Source organism: Vreelandella alkaliphila, from assembly GCF_016107625.1.
In the GTDB taxonomy this organism is placed as follows: Bacteria; Pseudomonadota; Gammaproteobacteria; order Pseudomonadales; family Halomonadaceae; genus Vreelandella; species Vreelandella alkaliphila.
The window spans coordinates 60,704-75,912 of record NZ_JABASV010000005.1 but is presented as its reverse complement, the minus strand read 5'-3'; the positions used below and the strand labels follow the sequence as shown (position 1 = coordinate 75,912).

Below are 15,209 nucleotides of genomic sequence, written 5' to 3'. Positions count from 1 at the left end.
ACTAGCGTTGGGGAATTCACCATGTCACAGCAACTCGTCATATCACATCAAGATATTTACCAGCTGCGACGCGGTTGGCGCTTACAGTGGGAAGCCATTCAAGGCTGCCACGTCATTCTTTATCCCGAAGGCATGGTCAAGCTCAGCGCGACTGCCGGTGCGATTCTTGAGCAGGTTGATGGCCACCACTCCATCGCCGATATTATCGCCACCCTACAGCAGCGCTACCCAGGCGCGGAGTCCTTAGCAGACGATGTCGTGCAGTTTATCGAGGAAGCCCGCGGTAACGGCTGGCTAGCCGTGAAGGAGGTTCATTGTGGTTAATAAAACGACCTCACCGCCCTTATGGCTGCTGGCGGAACTCACCTACCGCTGCCCACTGCAGTGCGCTTACTGCTCTAACCCGTTGGAATTTACCCGTTACCAAAACGAGCTGGATACCGACGCGTGGTTTAGCGTGCTGCGCCAAGCCAGGGCGATGGGGGCGGCACAGCTTGGTTTTTCTGGCGGCGAACCGCTGATTCGTCAAGACCTGGAAGCGCTGGTAAGCGAAGCACGCCAGCTAGGCTTTTATACTAACCTGCTGACCTCCGGCGTGGGCCTCACTGCCCAACGGGTAAACGCCTTGGCTGAAGCGGGCCTGGATCATATCCAGATTAGCCTGCAAGCCGCCGACCCCGAACTTGCTCAGGCGCTGGCAGGCTCTGCCAAGGCCCATGCCAACAAGTTGGCAATGGCCAAAGCGGTCAAAGCTGCTGGCTACCCCATGGTATTAAACGTAGTGCTACATCGGCACAATATCGATCAAATTGGCGACCTGATTGCCCTCTGCGATGAGCTAGGCGCGGATGCGGTTGAACTGGCCAACTGCCAGTATTACGGCTGGGCGTTTTTGAACCGACAGGCGTTAATGCCTACCCGTGAACAGCTGGTACGTGCCGAAGCAGAAACCAATCGCTGGCGTGAAACACTCGCAGCACGTGGCCGCGATATGTCATTACTATTTGTGGTGCCAGACTACTTTGAGCAAGCGCCTAAAGCGTGCATGGGTGGTTGGGGCAGTATCTTTATGACCGTTGCCCCAGATGGCGCCGTGTTGCCCTGCCACAGCGCCAGGGAGCTACCAATGGCGTTTCCGAACGTCAAAGAGACGTCGCTGCAAGACATTTGGTACCAAAGCGATGCGTTCAACCGTTTTCGCGGCACCCAGTGGATGCCTGCGCTCTGCCAACAGTGCGACGATCGCGATAAAGACCATGGCGGCTGCCGTTGCCAAGCCTATTTATTAACCGGCGATATGAACGCTACCGACCCTGTATGCCAGCACTCTCCCCAGCATGGGTTGTTAGAGAGCCTAATCGCAGAAAACAGCCACAACACACCCGATCAAGCGACGCTGATTCCCCGCAATGCCCGCCAGTCAAAGCAGTTGCAGGGTCAGGCTGAAATTCAAAGCGGCTTGAGACAGAGTGGCTTGGCAGCGCCTTCGCCCCGCCAACCACTTGAGCTGATTTACCGGCAATAAGCCTGTTTATCCGTAATAAATCTATTGATTAGTAATCAACCTGGCTATCAGCAACAAACCGATTAAGGCTCGCAGGTAGCTCGCTCAGCATGAGCGGGCAGCTGCGGGCAAACGGCTGCTAACGAATGTCCGCTCGCTTGCCAGCCATCCACCCCATTGGGGTACCAATAGAGCTCTTCATAACCCATTGCCTCGGCGCGCCGGGCAGCGTTCCAGGAAAGCCAGCAGTCAGCCCGGCAGAAGAATACTAGCGGCGCGGCTTCAGCGCGCTCACGCTGCGCATTCAGTGCTGTGGTGAAATAATCAACCCACTCCTCTTCCAAACTAGCCGCGCCTACGTTGGGCAGCCACATGCTGCCTGGGATCGTTAAGTGCGCACTATCCTGCAGAAAAAGGCCGTTATGCCAGGGCAGCGCGTAGACATCCACCAGAATCACTGGCGGTGACTCCAGCAGCGCTTGAAAAGCATGGTCATCTAACGTGGTCACCCCTGGAAGCGGTGCGGTAACAGGCGCTTTAAAAGGCGGCAAGCGGTAGCCTTCTTGGTTAAATACCGCTGAGGGCGCTTCAGCGTGTACCGCTCCACTGAATACACCCGCTGCCCACACCACACAGAGCATATAGCGGCGCACAGAGTGCGCCGAAGGTTGTGTCGACATGGTGACATTACTCCCAATCAAACGGGCAGCCGGTACAACCCTCCATTTGGGCCATTTGGAAGTTGCCGTAGTGGATGCGTGCACCGGTCATATCAGCATCATTGAGCCGCGTGATGTTCATTTTTGCTTCTTGCAGATTAGCATCGCGCAGGTCCGCACCGATCAGGTTGACCTTATTCATCCAGGCCATTTCCAGATTGCTGCCCATCAACGTCGCTCCTTGCATGCTGGCCCCGGAAAGCCGGGCAAACTCAAGGTTAGCGCCGGTCAAATCGGCATAATCAAATGTCGCGCCCTGGGCATAAATACTCCAGCTATCCAATCCAACCAAACTGGCATGGGAAAGATCGGCGCCGCGTAAATGCGTGTTGGGCATGCGTGCACGATTGAGGTTGGCATGTCTCAGCGATGCGCCTTCAAAATCAACGCTGCGTAGGTTGCTGTGGCGGAAATCCGAGCCTTCTAGGTTACTGCCCGCAAAGTTAGCGCCCTGTAGATCCAAATTGGAAAAGTCGCCGCCGGATAAATCCATATTGGCGCACTGAGTACCTGGCACCAACTCACAGCCGTTATGCACTGGCGGTTGATACTCTTCAACATAATCGTCGGCGACAACGCTGCCTATCGCGCTAAGGCAGAGAAAAACCGCCGTTGTTTGGCGGCTCCATAAAGACAGAGCATTGCGAGTTATCATTGTTATTCTCTCCATTACCGTTAATGTTATTCAAAAAAGGGCGGCAGAAGCCGCCCAAGAGGGGTCGATAACTTAACGGTTAGCCAAGTCTTGAACGAAAGATGGCAGCTTAAAGACCCAGAACGAACCGCCCTGAGCAATCGGCCGCGTCAGTTCAGCCATATCACCGCCCCAAAGAGGAACCGCGCCGCCATAACCGGCAGTAACACCAATGTACTGTTCACCATCCATTTCCCAAGTTACCGGTGGTGAAATGATGCCGGTGCCTACCTGGAACTTCCAAAGCTCTTCACCGGTTTCTGCATGGAATGCTTTTAAGTAGCCATCGCCAGTACCGGTAAACACCAGATCACCGTGGGTAGCTAGCACGCCTGCCCACAGCGGCATAGGCTCTTTATGCTCCCAAGCGTACTCACCGGTGACCGGATCAACAGCGCGTAGAATACCGACGTGGTCGTCGTACATACGCTTAATGCGGAAGCCCATACCCAGGTAAGCTGCGCCTTCCACGTACTCAACTTCCTCGGTCCAGTAATCTTCTTTCCAGTGGTTACCCGGTACGTAGAACAGGCCTGTGTCTTCGCTGTAAGCCATTGGGTTCCAGTTTTTACCACCAAGGAAAGGTGGTGAAACTTCAACAGGCTCAGAACGGGTTTGTCCCTCTTCCAAGCGCGGTGGGCGCTGGCCTTCAGCCTCAACCGGGCGACCGGTTTCCAGGTCAATATGGGTAGCCCAGGTAATGTTATCGACAAACGGGAAGGCGTTGATGAGCTCGCCGTTGGTGCGGTCAGTGACATAGAAGAAGCCATTACGGTCAGCGTGGGCTCCTGCATTCACCGTTCGGCCATTCTCATCTTCGTACTCAAACAAGACGATTTCGTTATTGCCTGAGAAGTCCCAGGTGTCGTTGGGCGTGTGCTGATAGAACCACTTCACTTCGCCAGTCGAAGGGTCGATCCCTAGCTGGCCAGAGGTGTAAAGGCTGTCGTAGTCAGACGGGTCGCCGTCTTCCGAGGTGCGTGCCCAGCCATTCCAGGGAGCAGGATTACCGGCACCAATGATGATGGTATTGGTATCAGGGTCGAAACTGGCGCTCTGCCACGGCGCACCGCCACCTTGGCTCCAGGCTTGTACTTTGCCGGTTTCGCTGTCTGGGTCATCGGGCCAGGAGGGCGCGCTAGCATCACCCGTTGGGGTACTCTCTTCACCGTTCAGACGCCCCATATGGCCTTCAACAAAGGGCCGCATCCAAATCTCTTCACCGGTATCAGGGTCACGGGCATACAGCTTACCCACAATGCCGAACTCATCTCCCGAAGAGCCATGAATCAGCAACACGCGACCTGTTTCGCTATCTTCTACAATCGTTGGCGCACCGGTCATGGTGTAGCCCGCGCGGTGGTCACCAAAGCGCTCGCGCCACACCACCTCACCGGTGTCTTTGTTCAGCGCCACGATGCCAGCATCCAGCGTGCCGAAGAATACCTTATCGCCGTAAATGGCCGCACCGCGGTTCACTACGTCACAGCAGGGGCGAATATCGCTGGGCAGGCGATGGTTGTATGACCACAGCCGCTGGCCAGTGCGCGCATCAATAGCAAAAATACGTGAATAGGAGCCAGTGACATAAATAACGCCTTCATGAATCAGCGCCTGAGACTCCTGGCCACGCTGCATTTCATCGCCAAACGAGTGAGACCACGCTGGGGTCAGCATCTCGACGTTATCTGCGTTAATTTGATTAAGCGGGCTATAGCGCTGTGCTTTCACGCCCATGCCGTACATCAACACCGTTTCAGTGTTGTTATGGTCATTGAGAATATCGTCCCAGGTCACCTCGCTGGCGTGGACTGTCAGCGCAATGCCCCCGACGCCTAAGGCAGAAGCGTAAGCAACGGCGGCGGTGAGTGTACGCAGGCGAAAGGGCCACGAAATTTTGCGGGCTGACGTGTTGTTATTGATAGCGTATGTCATGGGTTTTCCATCCGAGTAATGATCACAATGCAATGGCTGCAAAGCGGCCAAGCTGCTGCTTGCGTGGTGCCAGCAAGACTAAGTCCAGCTTAGAAGCTCGGATAACAAACCAATCTACCCCTCCAGTCGCGTTCTCATCCTGATTTAGCACTACTTCCAAAGGAGGAGCCTAGCGATGCCTAAGGTGCTATAGGTTCGGAAGGCCTGCCTGCCTAAGCTCACTCAAGTGACGATACATTGATCCTCTGAGGAGCATTTCCCATGACTATTACAAAAACCGTACTGACAAAAACAACCTCCGCAAAACTGCCCTTACGCCTCAGCAGCCAAGTGGGTGCTATCGCCCTTGCCGCGTTGCTGGCTTCGCCGCTGGCCTGGTCTCACGGCAGCGTGACCCCTCAAGCCGTTGATATTAAAGACCTCGAGCGCTTAGGCGACGAATGGCGGGAAGAGAACCCCTACCGGGATCATCCCCAGCAAGAGCTCGCCATCGATATTGGTGCCCGCGCTTACAACAGCAACTGTGCCGCTTGCCACGGGCTAGAAGCGAAATCCGGCGGCATCGCTCCCGACCTGCGCGAGTTGGAAAACGGCGCATGGGGCGATGAGTGGTTCAAAGAGCTGGTCACCAATGGCGCCGAGCGCAACGGCCGTGTGCTAATGCCGCGCATGTCCGATTACGTTAGCCAAGAAGGGCTGTGGGCCATTCGCACATGGTTGGAAACGGTCAGTATGGAAACGACTGGACAATAATCCCAACGCTGGGAGGCACCATGGCAACCCTAAACCCTATCATCACGTTACAACGTATCGCCGCGGCGTTCGCCGCACCCCTTACCCCCGCACTCGCGGTGCTTTTCTGGCTACTGCTCGCGCTGCCGACCACCGCGTTGGCCACAGCGAGCACAGCTGAACAGGATCCGCTTAACTCCTTTATGTGGCCTGTGTACCGCGAGCGCTTTCTGGGCGATGCCCCCGTGGTGTTTGATGAGCGCGTCACCGTTAGCGCGCCGGGGTTCGCCGAAGACTCAGGACAAGTACCCATTTCGCTAGATGCCAGCGCCTTAGAAGCCAGCGGCGAGCCAATCACTGACATTATTGCCTGGGTGGATCTCAACCCGATTCCCCGCCTGTTCCACTACTCCCCGATGAGCCATGGCATAGCCAAGCTATCGTTAAATATTCGCTTGGAACAAGCCTCCGCAGTGCGTGTAGCAGTGAAACAGGGGGATACCTGGCATGTGGGTGGCACCTACATTGAAGCGGAAGGCGGTGGCTGCACCACCCCCGGTATTGCCAGCGCTGACACCGACTGGGAAACCACCTTCGGCGAGCTCCAGGGTCGGCTGTTTGCCAATGAGGACGAACAGCGCCTGCGGGTGCGCCTTTCTCACCCCATGGACAGCGGCTTAATCCCCAGCCAGCCCGCCTTTTATGTGCAGTCGTTTGAACTGTTGGATCAGCAGGGCCAGCAAGTGGCCGCCCTGGATATCGATGCATCGGTGAGCGCCAACCCCACCTTAGGGCTGCATATGCGCCCCTCTCCAGGCGGTTATGTGATTGGCGCGCGGGATAACAACGGCAACCGCTTTTCTATTGGTCTGCAGCCATGAAAGCCGGTTTTCTGGCCACCTTCAGTACACTGCTGATCACGCCGCTGGCAGCCAGCGAACCGGTGATGTTCTGCGAACGTCCGCTAACCGCCCAACCGATCGCGGAAAACACCTGGATGGTGGAAGGTGTAAAAGAGGAGCTCTCCACCAGCAACTGCGGCCATATAGGCAACCAAGCGTTTATTGCTACGCCCAGTGGTGTCATCCTTATCGACAGCGGCAGCAGCCCACACTTTGGCGAAGCACTCAAAACACTCATTGCTCAGCACACCGCTCAACCCGTTCGCTGGGTGTTGAATACCCATCACCACCCTGACCACTTTTTTGGTAATGCCGCCTTCGACGAGGCACAGCACCTCACCCTAGCCAGCACTCGTGCGTTGATGGCTCGCGACCGGGACGCACTGATCGATAACGTAGCGCGGCTGACCGGGCACAGTTTGGAGCACTCGTCTATTGCCCTACCCAAGGTGATCGAGGCAGGCGAGATAACCCTTGGCAACTACCCGCTCACGCTTTTCGCCATGAGCGGCCATAGCGGTGGTGACCTGGTGATTATGGACCATGCCACCGACGTGCTGTTTTTAGGCGACATAGGCTTCTACCAACGTGCTGCTGCCACTGCTCACAGCCCAAGCCTGCAACAGTGGCTGGAAGAACTGAATGATCTGCGCGCGCTCAACGCCAGTATCGCAGTACCGGGTCATGGCCCCAGTGCGCCGCCCGAAACGATCATTGGCCAAACCACGCATTACCTGGAATGGCTGGACCAACGTCTCAGTGATGTGGCTAGCGAAGGGCTAGGTGCCAATCATGCCTTGGCCGTTGAGATTCCCAGCATGTTTAGCACCATGGCACTCAGCGAATATGAGTTCACCCGCAGCGTAATGCAGCTTTACCCACACTACGAAGCACGGTTGCTGTGGGGCGCCCCACACTAAGGAGCACGCCTATGCTGCTTACCCTGGCAGATGCCGCCGAGCCCACTGACACCTTGGCCGAGTTACACAGCGACGCCCAAGCTGTTTACTGGCTGGCTCGTTGCCCGCAAACGGGCGGCATGCAACTTTGGCAGTGGCGCGCCGACAGCAACGAGCCGCCGCGCTGTGTAATAGAAGAGGCGGTGGGTAGCCGCGTGAATCAGTACGGCGGCGGCAGCTACACGCCCCTGCTAGGGGGCGTCGTATGGGTGCGCCAGTACGATCAAGCCATCATGCAGCTCGACCACCACGGTGCAAGCTACTGCTGGCAACAGCGCCCACAAACAGCCTACGGTGGGCTGTGCGCCGACCCTAAGCGCCAGCGGGTGATTGCGGTAGAAGAGGATTATCAAGGTCAACGGCTGGTCGCCATTACTGACACCAGCAGAACTTACAAGAACAGGCAAGTGCTGGTTGAAGGCGCTGACTTCTACGGCGCAGCGGTATTAAGCGATGACGGCAACTACCTCGCCTGGGTCAGTTGGTCGTTGCCACACATGCCTTGGCAACACAGCCAGCTACATCTCGCGCGGGTGACCAGCACAGGTCAGCTTGAAATATTTGAGCACTGGGATTTCGGTGCAGCGATTAGCCAGCCACAGTTTGGCCCTCGCAACGCGCTAATTTGCATGAGCGATCACGCTGGCTGGTGGCAACCCTGGCAGGTAAACCTGGCTACCCCTGTGTGCCTGAGCAGTGCCCCGGTTGACCACATCACCACACCGTGGCAGTTGGGTGAGCGCCAACACGTATGGCGAGACAATCGGCAGGTATACTGCCAACTGCACCAGGGGGCAGCTCAGCTTTATCGCCGTTGCGGCGAGCAGGTGGAAGCACTGCTACCAGACCCCGGCCGCGTGGCAAGCATCACGCTAGCAAGGCACGGTGACTACGCCATTGTGCAAAGCGCTACCAGCGGCGCCCAGCTTATACGCTTCAACAAAAATGGTTCGCGTAACCGTCTAGTAGGTAAGGTCGAGGGTAACGTAACGCAAAACCTAGTGACTGAAAATTCCGCCACCGCACAATGGCTGGAAACCCCTGTTGGCAACGAAGGCGAAACGGTTCACGGCTTTTTCTACTCAGCCTTAGCCAACCGCGCTGCGCCGCTGATTGTGCGCGTTCATGGCGGGCCCACCGCCGCCGCCTACCCTATTTATGACCCGCTAGTAGCCTACTGGCAGCAACAGGGCTTTCACGTTTTAGATATCAACCCTCGTGGCAGCGGCAATTTTGGCCGCCGCTATCGAGAATGTTTAGCCGGCCAGTGGGGGATCAGCGATACTGAGGATGTCATCGCCTTGGTCAATGCCGCCTGCACACGCTTTGCGATCGATACAGCGCGCTGCTTTATTCGTGGCCAAAGCGCTGGCGGGTTTACCGCCCTTAATGCCTTGGCGGCCACTCCGCTATTTGCTGCGGCCACTAGCCTATACGGGGTAACCAATGCATTAACATTAGCGGCAAAAACACACCGCTTTGAATCCGGTTACCTGGGCTGGCTAATCGGAGACGAACCCCAGCTCGACCAGCGCAGCCCTACCTACCACGTCACCCGTTGCCAGCGCCCATTACGGGCACTGTTTATCCAGGGTGGCAAAGACGCCGTAGTCGTGCCAGAACAAACTCATGCCATGGCGCGGCATATCGAACTCCACGGTGGCGAGGCACAAACACTGCTGTTTGATAACGAATACCATGGCATTCGCCACCCCAAAGCTCGCCAAACCATGCTGGCCCGCGAGCTAGCCTTTTATCAATCTAGCCACCTAACGACAGCACCAAGGTCGTAGCGCAACAATCCCTTAAGGTGCTTAAGATAATGGTTAACAACGATAAACGAGACCGCCCATGACTTCGCCGCTCACACAACTTCGCAAGTTTGTCGCTCCTGAAATTATTTTTGGCGACGGAGCACGCCACGCGGCAGGCAACTACGTCACGACGTTCGGGGCAGAAAAAGTGCTCCTGGTCTCCGACCCTGGCGTGCTGCTGGCGGGTTGGGTCGCCGATATTGAAGCCAAGCTGCTGGAAGCCAATATTGCCGTTGAGCGCTTTACCGCCGTATCACCCAACCCACGGGTCGATGAAATTATGGCCGGTGCCGAGCTCTACCGTGAAACCGGCTGCAAGGCAATTGTGGCAGTGGGCGGCGGCAGCCCCATGGACTGTGCCAAAGGGATCGGCATCGTCACCGCCCACGGCGGACATATTCTTGATTTCGAAGGTGTGGATACGATTCGCGTGCCCATTCCGCCGCTAATTTTCATTCCCTCAACAGCGGGCACATCGGCGGACATTTCCCAGTTTGCGATTATTTCCGACCAGCAGCGACGCATGAAATTTTCGATTATCAGCAAGGCGGTGGTTCCTGACGTATCGCTGATCGACCCAGAAGTCACTATGACCATGTCGCCCTATCTCACCGCGTGTACCGGGGTCGATGCGCTGGTACATGCCATCGAAGCGTTTGTTTCAACGGGGAGCGGCCCGCTTACTGATGCCCATGCCTTAGAAGCCATGCGCTTAATCAGTAGCCATCTTGAGGCACTGGTGGCGAACCCAGCCGACGGCGAGCTGCGTGCCCAGGTAATGCTGGGCAGTATGCAAGCGGGACTGGCGTTTTCAAACGCCATTTTGGGCGCGGTACACGCAATGTCGCATAGTTTAGGCGGCTTCCTGGATTTACCCCACGGCTTATGCAACGCCATGCTGCTAGAGCACGTGGTGGCTTATAACTACGAAGCCGCCCCTGACCGCTTTAAGCGGGTTGCCGACGCCGTGGGTATCGACTGTCGGGGGTTGTCACAGCAGCAGATCAAAAAAGCGCTGTTTCAGTACTTAGTCGACTTAAAACATGCCGTTGGCCTAGGCGGAACCCTTGGCGTGATGGGCGTCTCGCGTAGCGATGTGCCATTTCTCACTAACCATGCATTAGGTGATCCCTGCATTCTGACTAACCCACGCCGTTCCAGCTCAAGAGACGTGGCGGTGGTTTACGAAGAGGCGCTATGAAAAAAGCCAACGATCCCTCGGGCTTTTCAGTCAGCGACCTGCTCGGGCTTGGCCAGCAGTCGGCGCGTAAAAGCTACTATCGCGAGCTTTCCGTCCGTTTAGAAGAGCTTGAGGTGGAGCGCAACCGCTATAAATGGCTGTTCGAAAACGCGCTACACGGTATTTTTCAGGCATCGCTATCCGGCAAACTGCGCGCCGCTAACCCGGCGCTTGCCGCTATGCTCGATGATAGTAGCGTGGCGCGCACACTCGAGCGCTGCGCGCGTTTTGACGCGCTGTTTGTTAACACATCTACAGGGCAACAGCTCCGCGACCTGCTGCTCACACAAGGTCACGTAACCGGCCAAACCACCTGGCTGCAAGGCGCATCCGGACATCAGGTACCCGTGGCAATTACCCTAATACGTAAGCCCGCTGAGCTTGCCGGGGACGAAGACCTGATCGAAGGCTTTGTGGCAGATATTACCGAGCGTGAGCGCGCACGCCAGCATTTAGAAACCCTCAACACCCACTTGGAAGCACGGGTAGCTGACCGTACCCAAGCGCTTGAACGGCTCAACGAGGAGCTTAGAAGCGCTCGCGATGCCGCAGAGCTTGCTAACCAAAGTAAAGACCGCTACCTAGCCGCCGCTAGCCATGACCTGCTACAACCCATGAACGCTGCACGCTTATTGGTGGCCTCGCTACAGGAGCGACTGACCGACAGCGAGAACCTGGCTTTGATTGAGAGTGTGCAAAACTCATTGGAAGGCGCTGAAGCGATTCTTTCCGATCTGTTGGATATTTCACGGCTGGATCACGGCCAGGTACAGCCACAACTACGCCACTTTAAACTCGACGATATCCTCAGCAATCTGGTTGATGAATTTTCCCCGGTGGCGCAACGTAAAGGACTAACGCTGCGCTACGTGCCTTCTCATCAAGCGGTGACCAGCGACCCTTATCTACTCAGCCGCATTGTGCGCAACTTTCTTGCTAACGCCTGCCGCTATACCCAGCGTGGCGGTATCTGCCTGGGTGTCCGCCGTCATGGCGACGACAGCCTAGCCGTGCAGGTTGTCGATAGCGGTATTGGTATTCCCGAAAGTGACTACCAACTTATTTTTCGCGAGTTTCACCAACTTAACGCTACCCGTGCGCGGGACCGCCAGGGCGTTGGCCTGGGGCTTGCCATTGTGGAACGGATTAGCCAGCGCCTTGAGCATCCGCTCACTGTGCGCTCTGCACCCGGCCAAGGCTCCTGTTTTGCTGTTACGGTGCCGCGTGCCAGCGGTATTTCCTTTAGCCAAGCCCCCGCTCCCAGCGCGCCGCCCTCCGCTGACGATGAGTTTGAAGGTCTTCGCGTGCTGATCCTGGATAATGAGCCAACAATTTTGCAAGGCATGGCGCTGCTGTTAACTGAATGGCAGATCAGTTGCGATACTGCCCTGGATATCGATACCGCTAAAGCCTGCCAGGAAGCACCGGATATGCTACTGGTCGACCTGCACTTAGATGACAATATGACTGGCCTGGAGGCTATTCGCCAACTTCGCCAGCACTGGCACGACCCGCATCTGCCAGCCGCTATTCTCAGCGCCGACCGCTCTGACCACTGGCAGCGCCGCCTGCGTCATGCCAGCGTGCCGCAGTTAAACAAACCCGTTCGCCCCGGCAAACTGCGCGCGTTGCTGCGTAGCCTGCTCAATGGCTAGCCTAAGTTTCCAACAAACCTGTATCTCCCTGCATAACGGGGCGCAGGGAGTGCTGGCCCAGGCGCCCCACTTAACCCGCGCTCACGTTAGTATCGCCATTGCGGCGGGCTATTTGGATGAGCCGCGCACCCTGCCAGGGCTGGCTCATCTGCTCGAGCACGTGCTCACTACCGCGCCGTTGGAAGCGTTTTCTAACATCAGCCTGCTTACTTGGTTTTCCCAACACCAAGGCAGCCTGAACGCCCATACCGATGACTACGTCACCGATGTACATTTCTCGATACCAGCAGAGACCCTAGAAGCAGCGGCGCTCACTGTTGCCAGCCAGCTCGCCAGGCCTGCGTTTTCGCCATCCGTCATTTGTGCCGAAGTCGCCGCCATCGACGCCGAGTGGCAGGCCCGCCAGCACAGTTCGGCAATGCAACGGCTGTCGGCCATCGCCACGCTCAGCGATTCACAGCATATTGGTGCAGACTGCCGTCACGGCAATGCGCAAACCCTAGGCAGCGACACGGCACTATTACTTGAAGCGCTCACCGCATTTCACCGCGACCACTACCACGACGGCCGCGTTAGCATCGCCATTATTAGCCCTTGGGCCACGGAAACGATGACCCGCCTGGTAAAACGCATGGCAACGCTGTTTAGCCCACCCACACCCTGCGCTCCTTCGCTTGCCATTGCGCCCCGTTGGAGCCGCCAGCTCAGCGCGAAGGTAGCCAGTACGGGCAATACCGTTGAGCTACTGTGGCCACTGCCCTCGGCCATTGCTCGTCATCAACTTACCGCCCTTAGCGACACTGCTGATCGGTTAAATCAAGGCCTACTAATGGAGCAGTTACCTGGCTTGATTACCGACTACCGTGCAACGCTGGCCCCTAACGGGGCGACAGACGCCTTTAGCTTGACGCTAAGCGGCACTGCGACACAGGAGCAGGTGAAAGCCCTTGCGGCGGCCCTAAGTGAGCGCTTAGCAGCCTTCTTCGCAACCCTGTCCGGAACAGCACCTAACGATCATGGTAACCGCTGGCAGCCACCCGCTGAGACGGTGCAGTTAGCCCCGGCTTGGTTTGCACACGCCCGCCGCCAAGCGCTAGCTCGTCGCTTTGCTACGCCGCCCTCTGAACATCAGCCAGTCGCAAGCCCGTTTGCGGCTAGCAATGCCCGTTGGCTATTAGATAACGCGTCTCTATCGCCCTCACCACCCACTTTTGATAGACAACCAGCGGCTTACCCCGCCGTGCAGCACTGGTGCGGTCAGTACGGTGTTAGCGATGATTTCGCGGCACTTGCCACCACCGCCTGGGCGGCCTGCTTTGTGCCCGGCGCAGTGATTGTCCCCAGCCCGCTCACCGCTCAGCGGCTGGCGCTTCAGGATATTGTCTTCAAGCAAGAGAACTCGCTCCACGGCAGTTGGGTGATGGCGGTGGGTAGTCAAGCCAACCACGCCATGGTGGCGCTGTTGGAAGACGCCGTATTGGCTGTCTCTAAGGCTCAAGAAGGGCTGCTGGCTCAGCAGTTGATACAGCGCCTAACACCATTGCCTGCCACGCCTGCGGTATGGGTCTCTCATCAAGCGGAGTTAGACACTATTTCGCAGGCACTAGCCGCCCTGACCTTTCGCTCACTGACAACTACTGCTGGAAACACACCCAGAACCGCTCCGTCAGCCGCCGATACACAACCAGCGAACGTTGCAATCATGCGCACGCTGATCTTACCGGGCTCGCCCGCTCAACGCTGGCTATTGGCGGCCGCTGAAAAGTATCACAGCGCAACGTTTTTTCAGCAGGCACGATATGAACATCGCCTGGGGTATGTGGCGGCGGTTCGCAGGGGAGACGGTGCGCCCTGCTCACTTGGCTATGTCGTGCAAACTAGCAATGCGGGACAAGTCAGCAATGTGGGGGAAATCAGCAAAGACGCGGGCTCGGCAGGGGGAAGGCCGATAGAGGAAAAATGGATAGAAGAAAAGCTAATATCGATCACCAATGCCATCTGGCAGACGCCTGATAAAATCCTGCAGGCGCAACTGCCAGCGCTAATACCGCCTGAAACACCTCTCGCGGCGCTGGTTCTCCAGTGGCAAAGCCTCTTGGCAGGTACCCATCAACCACTGCATCGCCTTGGGCAACAACCTATCGATTCACCAGCACTTACCCAGTTACTCTCCCAGATAAGCACCCTGGGCCACTGGCAAACCCACTGGCTGGATAGCGCTGGCCACTATTTTGTCAGCGATTGAGGAACTGGGAAAAATCGATATCGTTGGCGGATAAAATCGCCTGTACTCGGCTGGTCACCCCCAGCTTGCGCAAGATCGCTGACACGTGGGCTTTCACCGTGGTTTCCGCAATATTAAGGTGATAGGCAATCATCTTGTTAGATTCACCGCGCGTCATATGCTCCAACACTTGTAGCTGCTTGCGGGTCAGCAGGCGCAGTTGTTCCGCGGTAAACCCTTGGTCCTGATGGCGACGCTTGCGGATACTGTCCGGTGCGCGCATGGCATCGGCAGGTAGAAAGATATTGCCTTCCAACACCTGGGCAATGGCGTGGCGCATTTGATCACGGGGCAGTGACTTGGTGATAAACCCAGCCGCACCACAAGAGACTGCTTGCAGAATAATCTGCTTATCCTCTTCCGCAGACACGATCACCACCGGAATCGTAGGCTGCTCATTACGCAGCTGCAAAAGTCCTGTTAACCCGTTCATGCCGGGCATATTTAAATCTAGCAATATCAAATCAAGATCAGGATCTTGCTGGGCATGGGCGAGGGCCGCATCAAAGTCTTCTACCTCGATAACCTCAGCATCTGCGTAAGCTTCACGGATCACTCGCGCCATGGCATCGCGCACCAGGGGATGATCGTCGGCAATCAGGAGTTTATATGTCGCTGTCATTATTATGGTTGCCTGTGGTTTAGCTAAATCCCGCTTACTGTGTCTTTTATAACACTCTACTAAGTCATCTCTACTAAGTCACCACTACGGGGTCACCACTACGGAGTCATCCGCCTTTAGTGAAGCAACTTCCCACCACCAAGCGGAGC

13 protein-coding genes are annotated in these 15,209 nt (G+C 56.7%); 9 read left to right on the top strand and 4 right to left on the bottom strand.

Going from position 1 to position 15,209, the window contains the following annotated elements; translation table 11 throughout:
- The first annotated feature begins 21 nt into the window (after positions 1-21).
- Positions 22-324 carry a pyrroloquinoline quinone biosynthesis peptide chaperone PqqD gene (gene pqqD / locus JFC11_RS09120; RefSeq protein ID WP_038478876.1) on the top strand — a complete coding sequence of 101 codons (303 nt, stop codon included), beginning with the start codon at positions 22-24 and terminating at the stop codon, positions 322-324.
- Entirely contained in the window at positions 317-1,525 is a 1,209-nt protein-coding gene (pqqE, locus tag JFC11_RS09115; RefSeq protein ID WP_051626376.1) for a pyrroloquinoline quinone biosynthesis protein PqqE, read from the top strand. Before pqqD ends, pqqE begins: the two co-directional genes overlap by 8 nt.
- 62 nt (positions 1,526-1,587) lie before the next feature.
- Here pqqE and JFC11_RS09110 read toward each other — a convergent pair whose 3' ends face one another.
- The 3 genes from JFC11_RS09110 to JFC11_RS09100 form a co-directional block, all read right to left on the bottom strand.
- Complete coding sequence (locus JFC11_RS09110; RefSeq protein WP_051626377.1) at positions 1,588-2,184, bottom strand: rhodanese-like domain-containing protein; 597 nt, start codon at positions 2,182-2,184, stop codon at positions 1,588-1,590.
- A 7-nt stretch (positions 2,185-2,191) separates the two neighbouring features.
- Positions 2,192-2,878: a pentapeptide repeat-containing protein gene (locus JFC11_RS09105; protein ID WP_198349338.1), complete on the bottom strand. Its 687-nt coding sequence runs from the start codon at positions 2,876-2,878 to the stop codon at positions 2,192-2,194.
- Positions 2,879-2,950: 72 nt separating this feature from the next.
- A complete protein-coding gene (locus JFC11_RS09100; protein WP_232482847.1) occupies positions 2,951-4,852 on the bottom strand; it encodes a methanol/ethanol family PQQ-dependent dehydrogenase in 1,902 nt (633 codons plus the stop codon).
- A gap of 261 nt (positions 4,853-5,113) precedes the next feature.
- On the opposite strand from JFC11_RS09100, the gene pedF reads away from it, so the two are divergent.
- Genes pedF through JFC11_RS09065 form a run of 7 tightly spaced genes read left to right on the top strand, consistent with a single transcriptional unit; the run spans position 5,114 to position 14,399 of the window.
- Positions 5,114-5,605 carry a cytochrome c-550 PedF gene (gene pedF, locus JFC11_RS09095; RefSeq protein WP_051626379.1) on the top strand — a complete coding sequence of 164 codons (492 nt, stop codon included), beginning with the start codon at positions 5,114-5,116 and terminating at the stop codon, positions 5,603-5,605.
- Between the two features lie 20 nt (positions 5,606-5,625).
- Positions 5,626-6,465, top strand: a complete 840-nt coding sequence (locus JFC11_RS09090) for a quinoprotein dehydrogenase-associated SoxYZ-like carrier (RefSeq protein WP_198349337.1) — start codon at positions 5,626-5,628, stop codon at positions 6,463-6,465.
- Entirely contained in the window at positions 6,462-7,406 is a 945-nt protein-coding gene (locus JFC11_RS09085) for a quinoprotein relay system zinc metallohydrolase 1 (RefSeq protein WP_198349336.1), read from the top strand. Before JFC11_RS09090 ends, JFC11_RS09085 begins: the two co-directional genes overlap by 4 nt.
- Before the next feature lie 11 nt (positions 7,407-7,417).
- Positions 7,418-9,238 carry an alpha/beta hydrolase family protein gene (locus JFC11_RS09080; protein WP_198349335.1) on the top strand — a complete coding sequence of 607 codons (1,821 nt, stop codon included), beginning with the start codon at positions 7,418-7,420 and terminating at the stop codon, positions 9,236-9,238.
- A gap of 58 nt (positions 9,239-9,296) precedes the next feature.
- Positions 9,297-10,460 carry an alcohol dehydrogenase-like regulatory protein ErcA gene (ercA, locus tag JFC11_RS09075; protein WP_038478891.1) on the top strand — a complete coding sequence of 388 codons (1,164 nt, stop codon included), beginning with the start codon at positions 9,297-9,299 and terminating at the stop codon, positions 10,458-10,460.
- On the top strand, positions 10,457-12,154 hold the full coding sequence (locus tag JFC11_RS09070; RefSeq protein WP_198349334.1) for a PAS domain-containing hybrid sensor histidine kinase/response regulator: 1,698 nt from the start codon (positions 10,457-10,459) through the stop codon (positions 12,152-12,154). Before ercA ends, JFC11_RS09070 begins: the two co-directional genes overlap by 4 nt.
- Before the next feature lie 49 nt (positions 12,155-12,203).
- Complete coding sequence (locus JFC11_RS09065) at positions 12,204-14,399, top strand: insulinase family protein (protein WP_319618672.1); 2,196 nt, start codon at positions 12,204-12,206, stop codon at positions 14,397-14,399.
- On the opposite strand, the gene JFC11_RS09060 is transcribed toward JFC11_RS09065, so the two are convergent.
- Positions 14,389-15,060, bottom strand: coding sequence for a response regulator (locus JFC11_RS09060; protein WP_009723006.1), 672 nt, complete (start codon positions 15,058-15,060; stop codon positions 14,389-14,391). The two genes, JFC11_RS09065 and JFC11_RS09060, sit on opposite strands and share 11 nt — an antisense overlap.
- Between the last annotated feature and the right edge of the window lie 149 nt (positions 15,061-15,209).

Coding starts and splice junctions, on each gene's coding strand:
- pqqD (WP_038478876.1), top strand. CDS start 22: ATGTCACAGCAACTCGTCATATCACATCAAGATATTTACCAGCTGCGA.
- JFC11_RS09110 (WP_051626377.1), bottom strand. CDS start 2,184: ATGTCGACACAACCTTCGGCGCACTCTGTGCGCCGCTATATGCTCTGT.
- JFC11_RS09105 (WP_198349338.1), bottom strand. CDS start 2,878: ATGATAACTCGCAATGCTCTGTCTTTATGGAGCCGCCAAACAACGGCG.
- JFC11_RS09100 (WP_232482847.1), bottom strand. CDS start 4,852: ATGACATACGCTATCAATAACAACACGTCAGCCCGCAAAATTTCGTGG.
- pedF (WP_051626379.1), top strand. CDS start 5,114: ATGACTATTACAAAAACCGTACTGACAAAAACAACCTCCGCAAAACTG.
- JFC11_RS09090 (WP_198349337.1), top strand. CDS start 5,626: ATGGCAACCCTAAACCCTATCATCACGTTACAACGTATCGCCGCGGCG.
- JFC11_RS09085 (WP_198349336.1), top strand. CDS start 6,462: ATGAAAGCCGGTTTTCTGGCCACCTTCAGTACACTGCTGATCACGCCG.
- JFC11_RS09080 (WP_198349335.1), top strand. CDS start 7,418: ATGCTGCTTACCCTGGCAGATGCCGCCGAGCCCACTGACACCTTGGCC.
- ercA (WP_038478891.1), top strand. CDS start 9,297: ATGACTTCGCCGCTCACACAACTTCGCAAGTTTGTCGCTCCTGAAATT.
- JFC11_RS09070 (WP_198349334.1), top strand. CDS start 10,457: ATGAAAAAAGCCAACGATCCCTCGGGCTTTTCAGTCAGCGACCTGCTC.
- JFC11_RS09060 (WP_009723006.1), bottom strand. CDS start 15,060: ATGACAGCGACATATAAACTCCTGATTGCCGACGATCATCCCCTGGTG.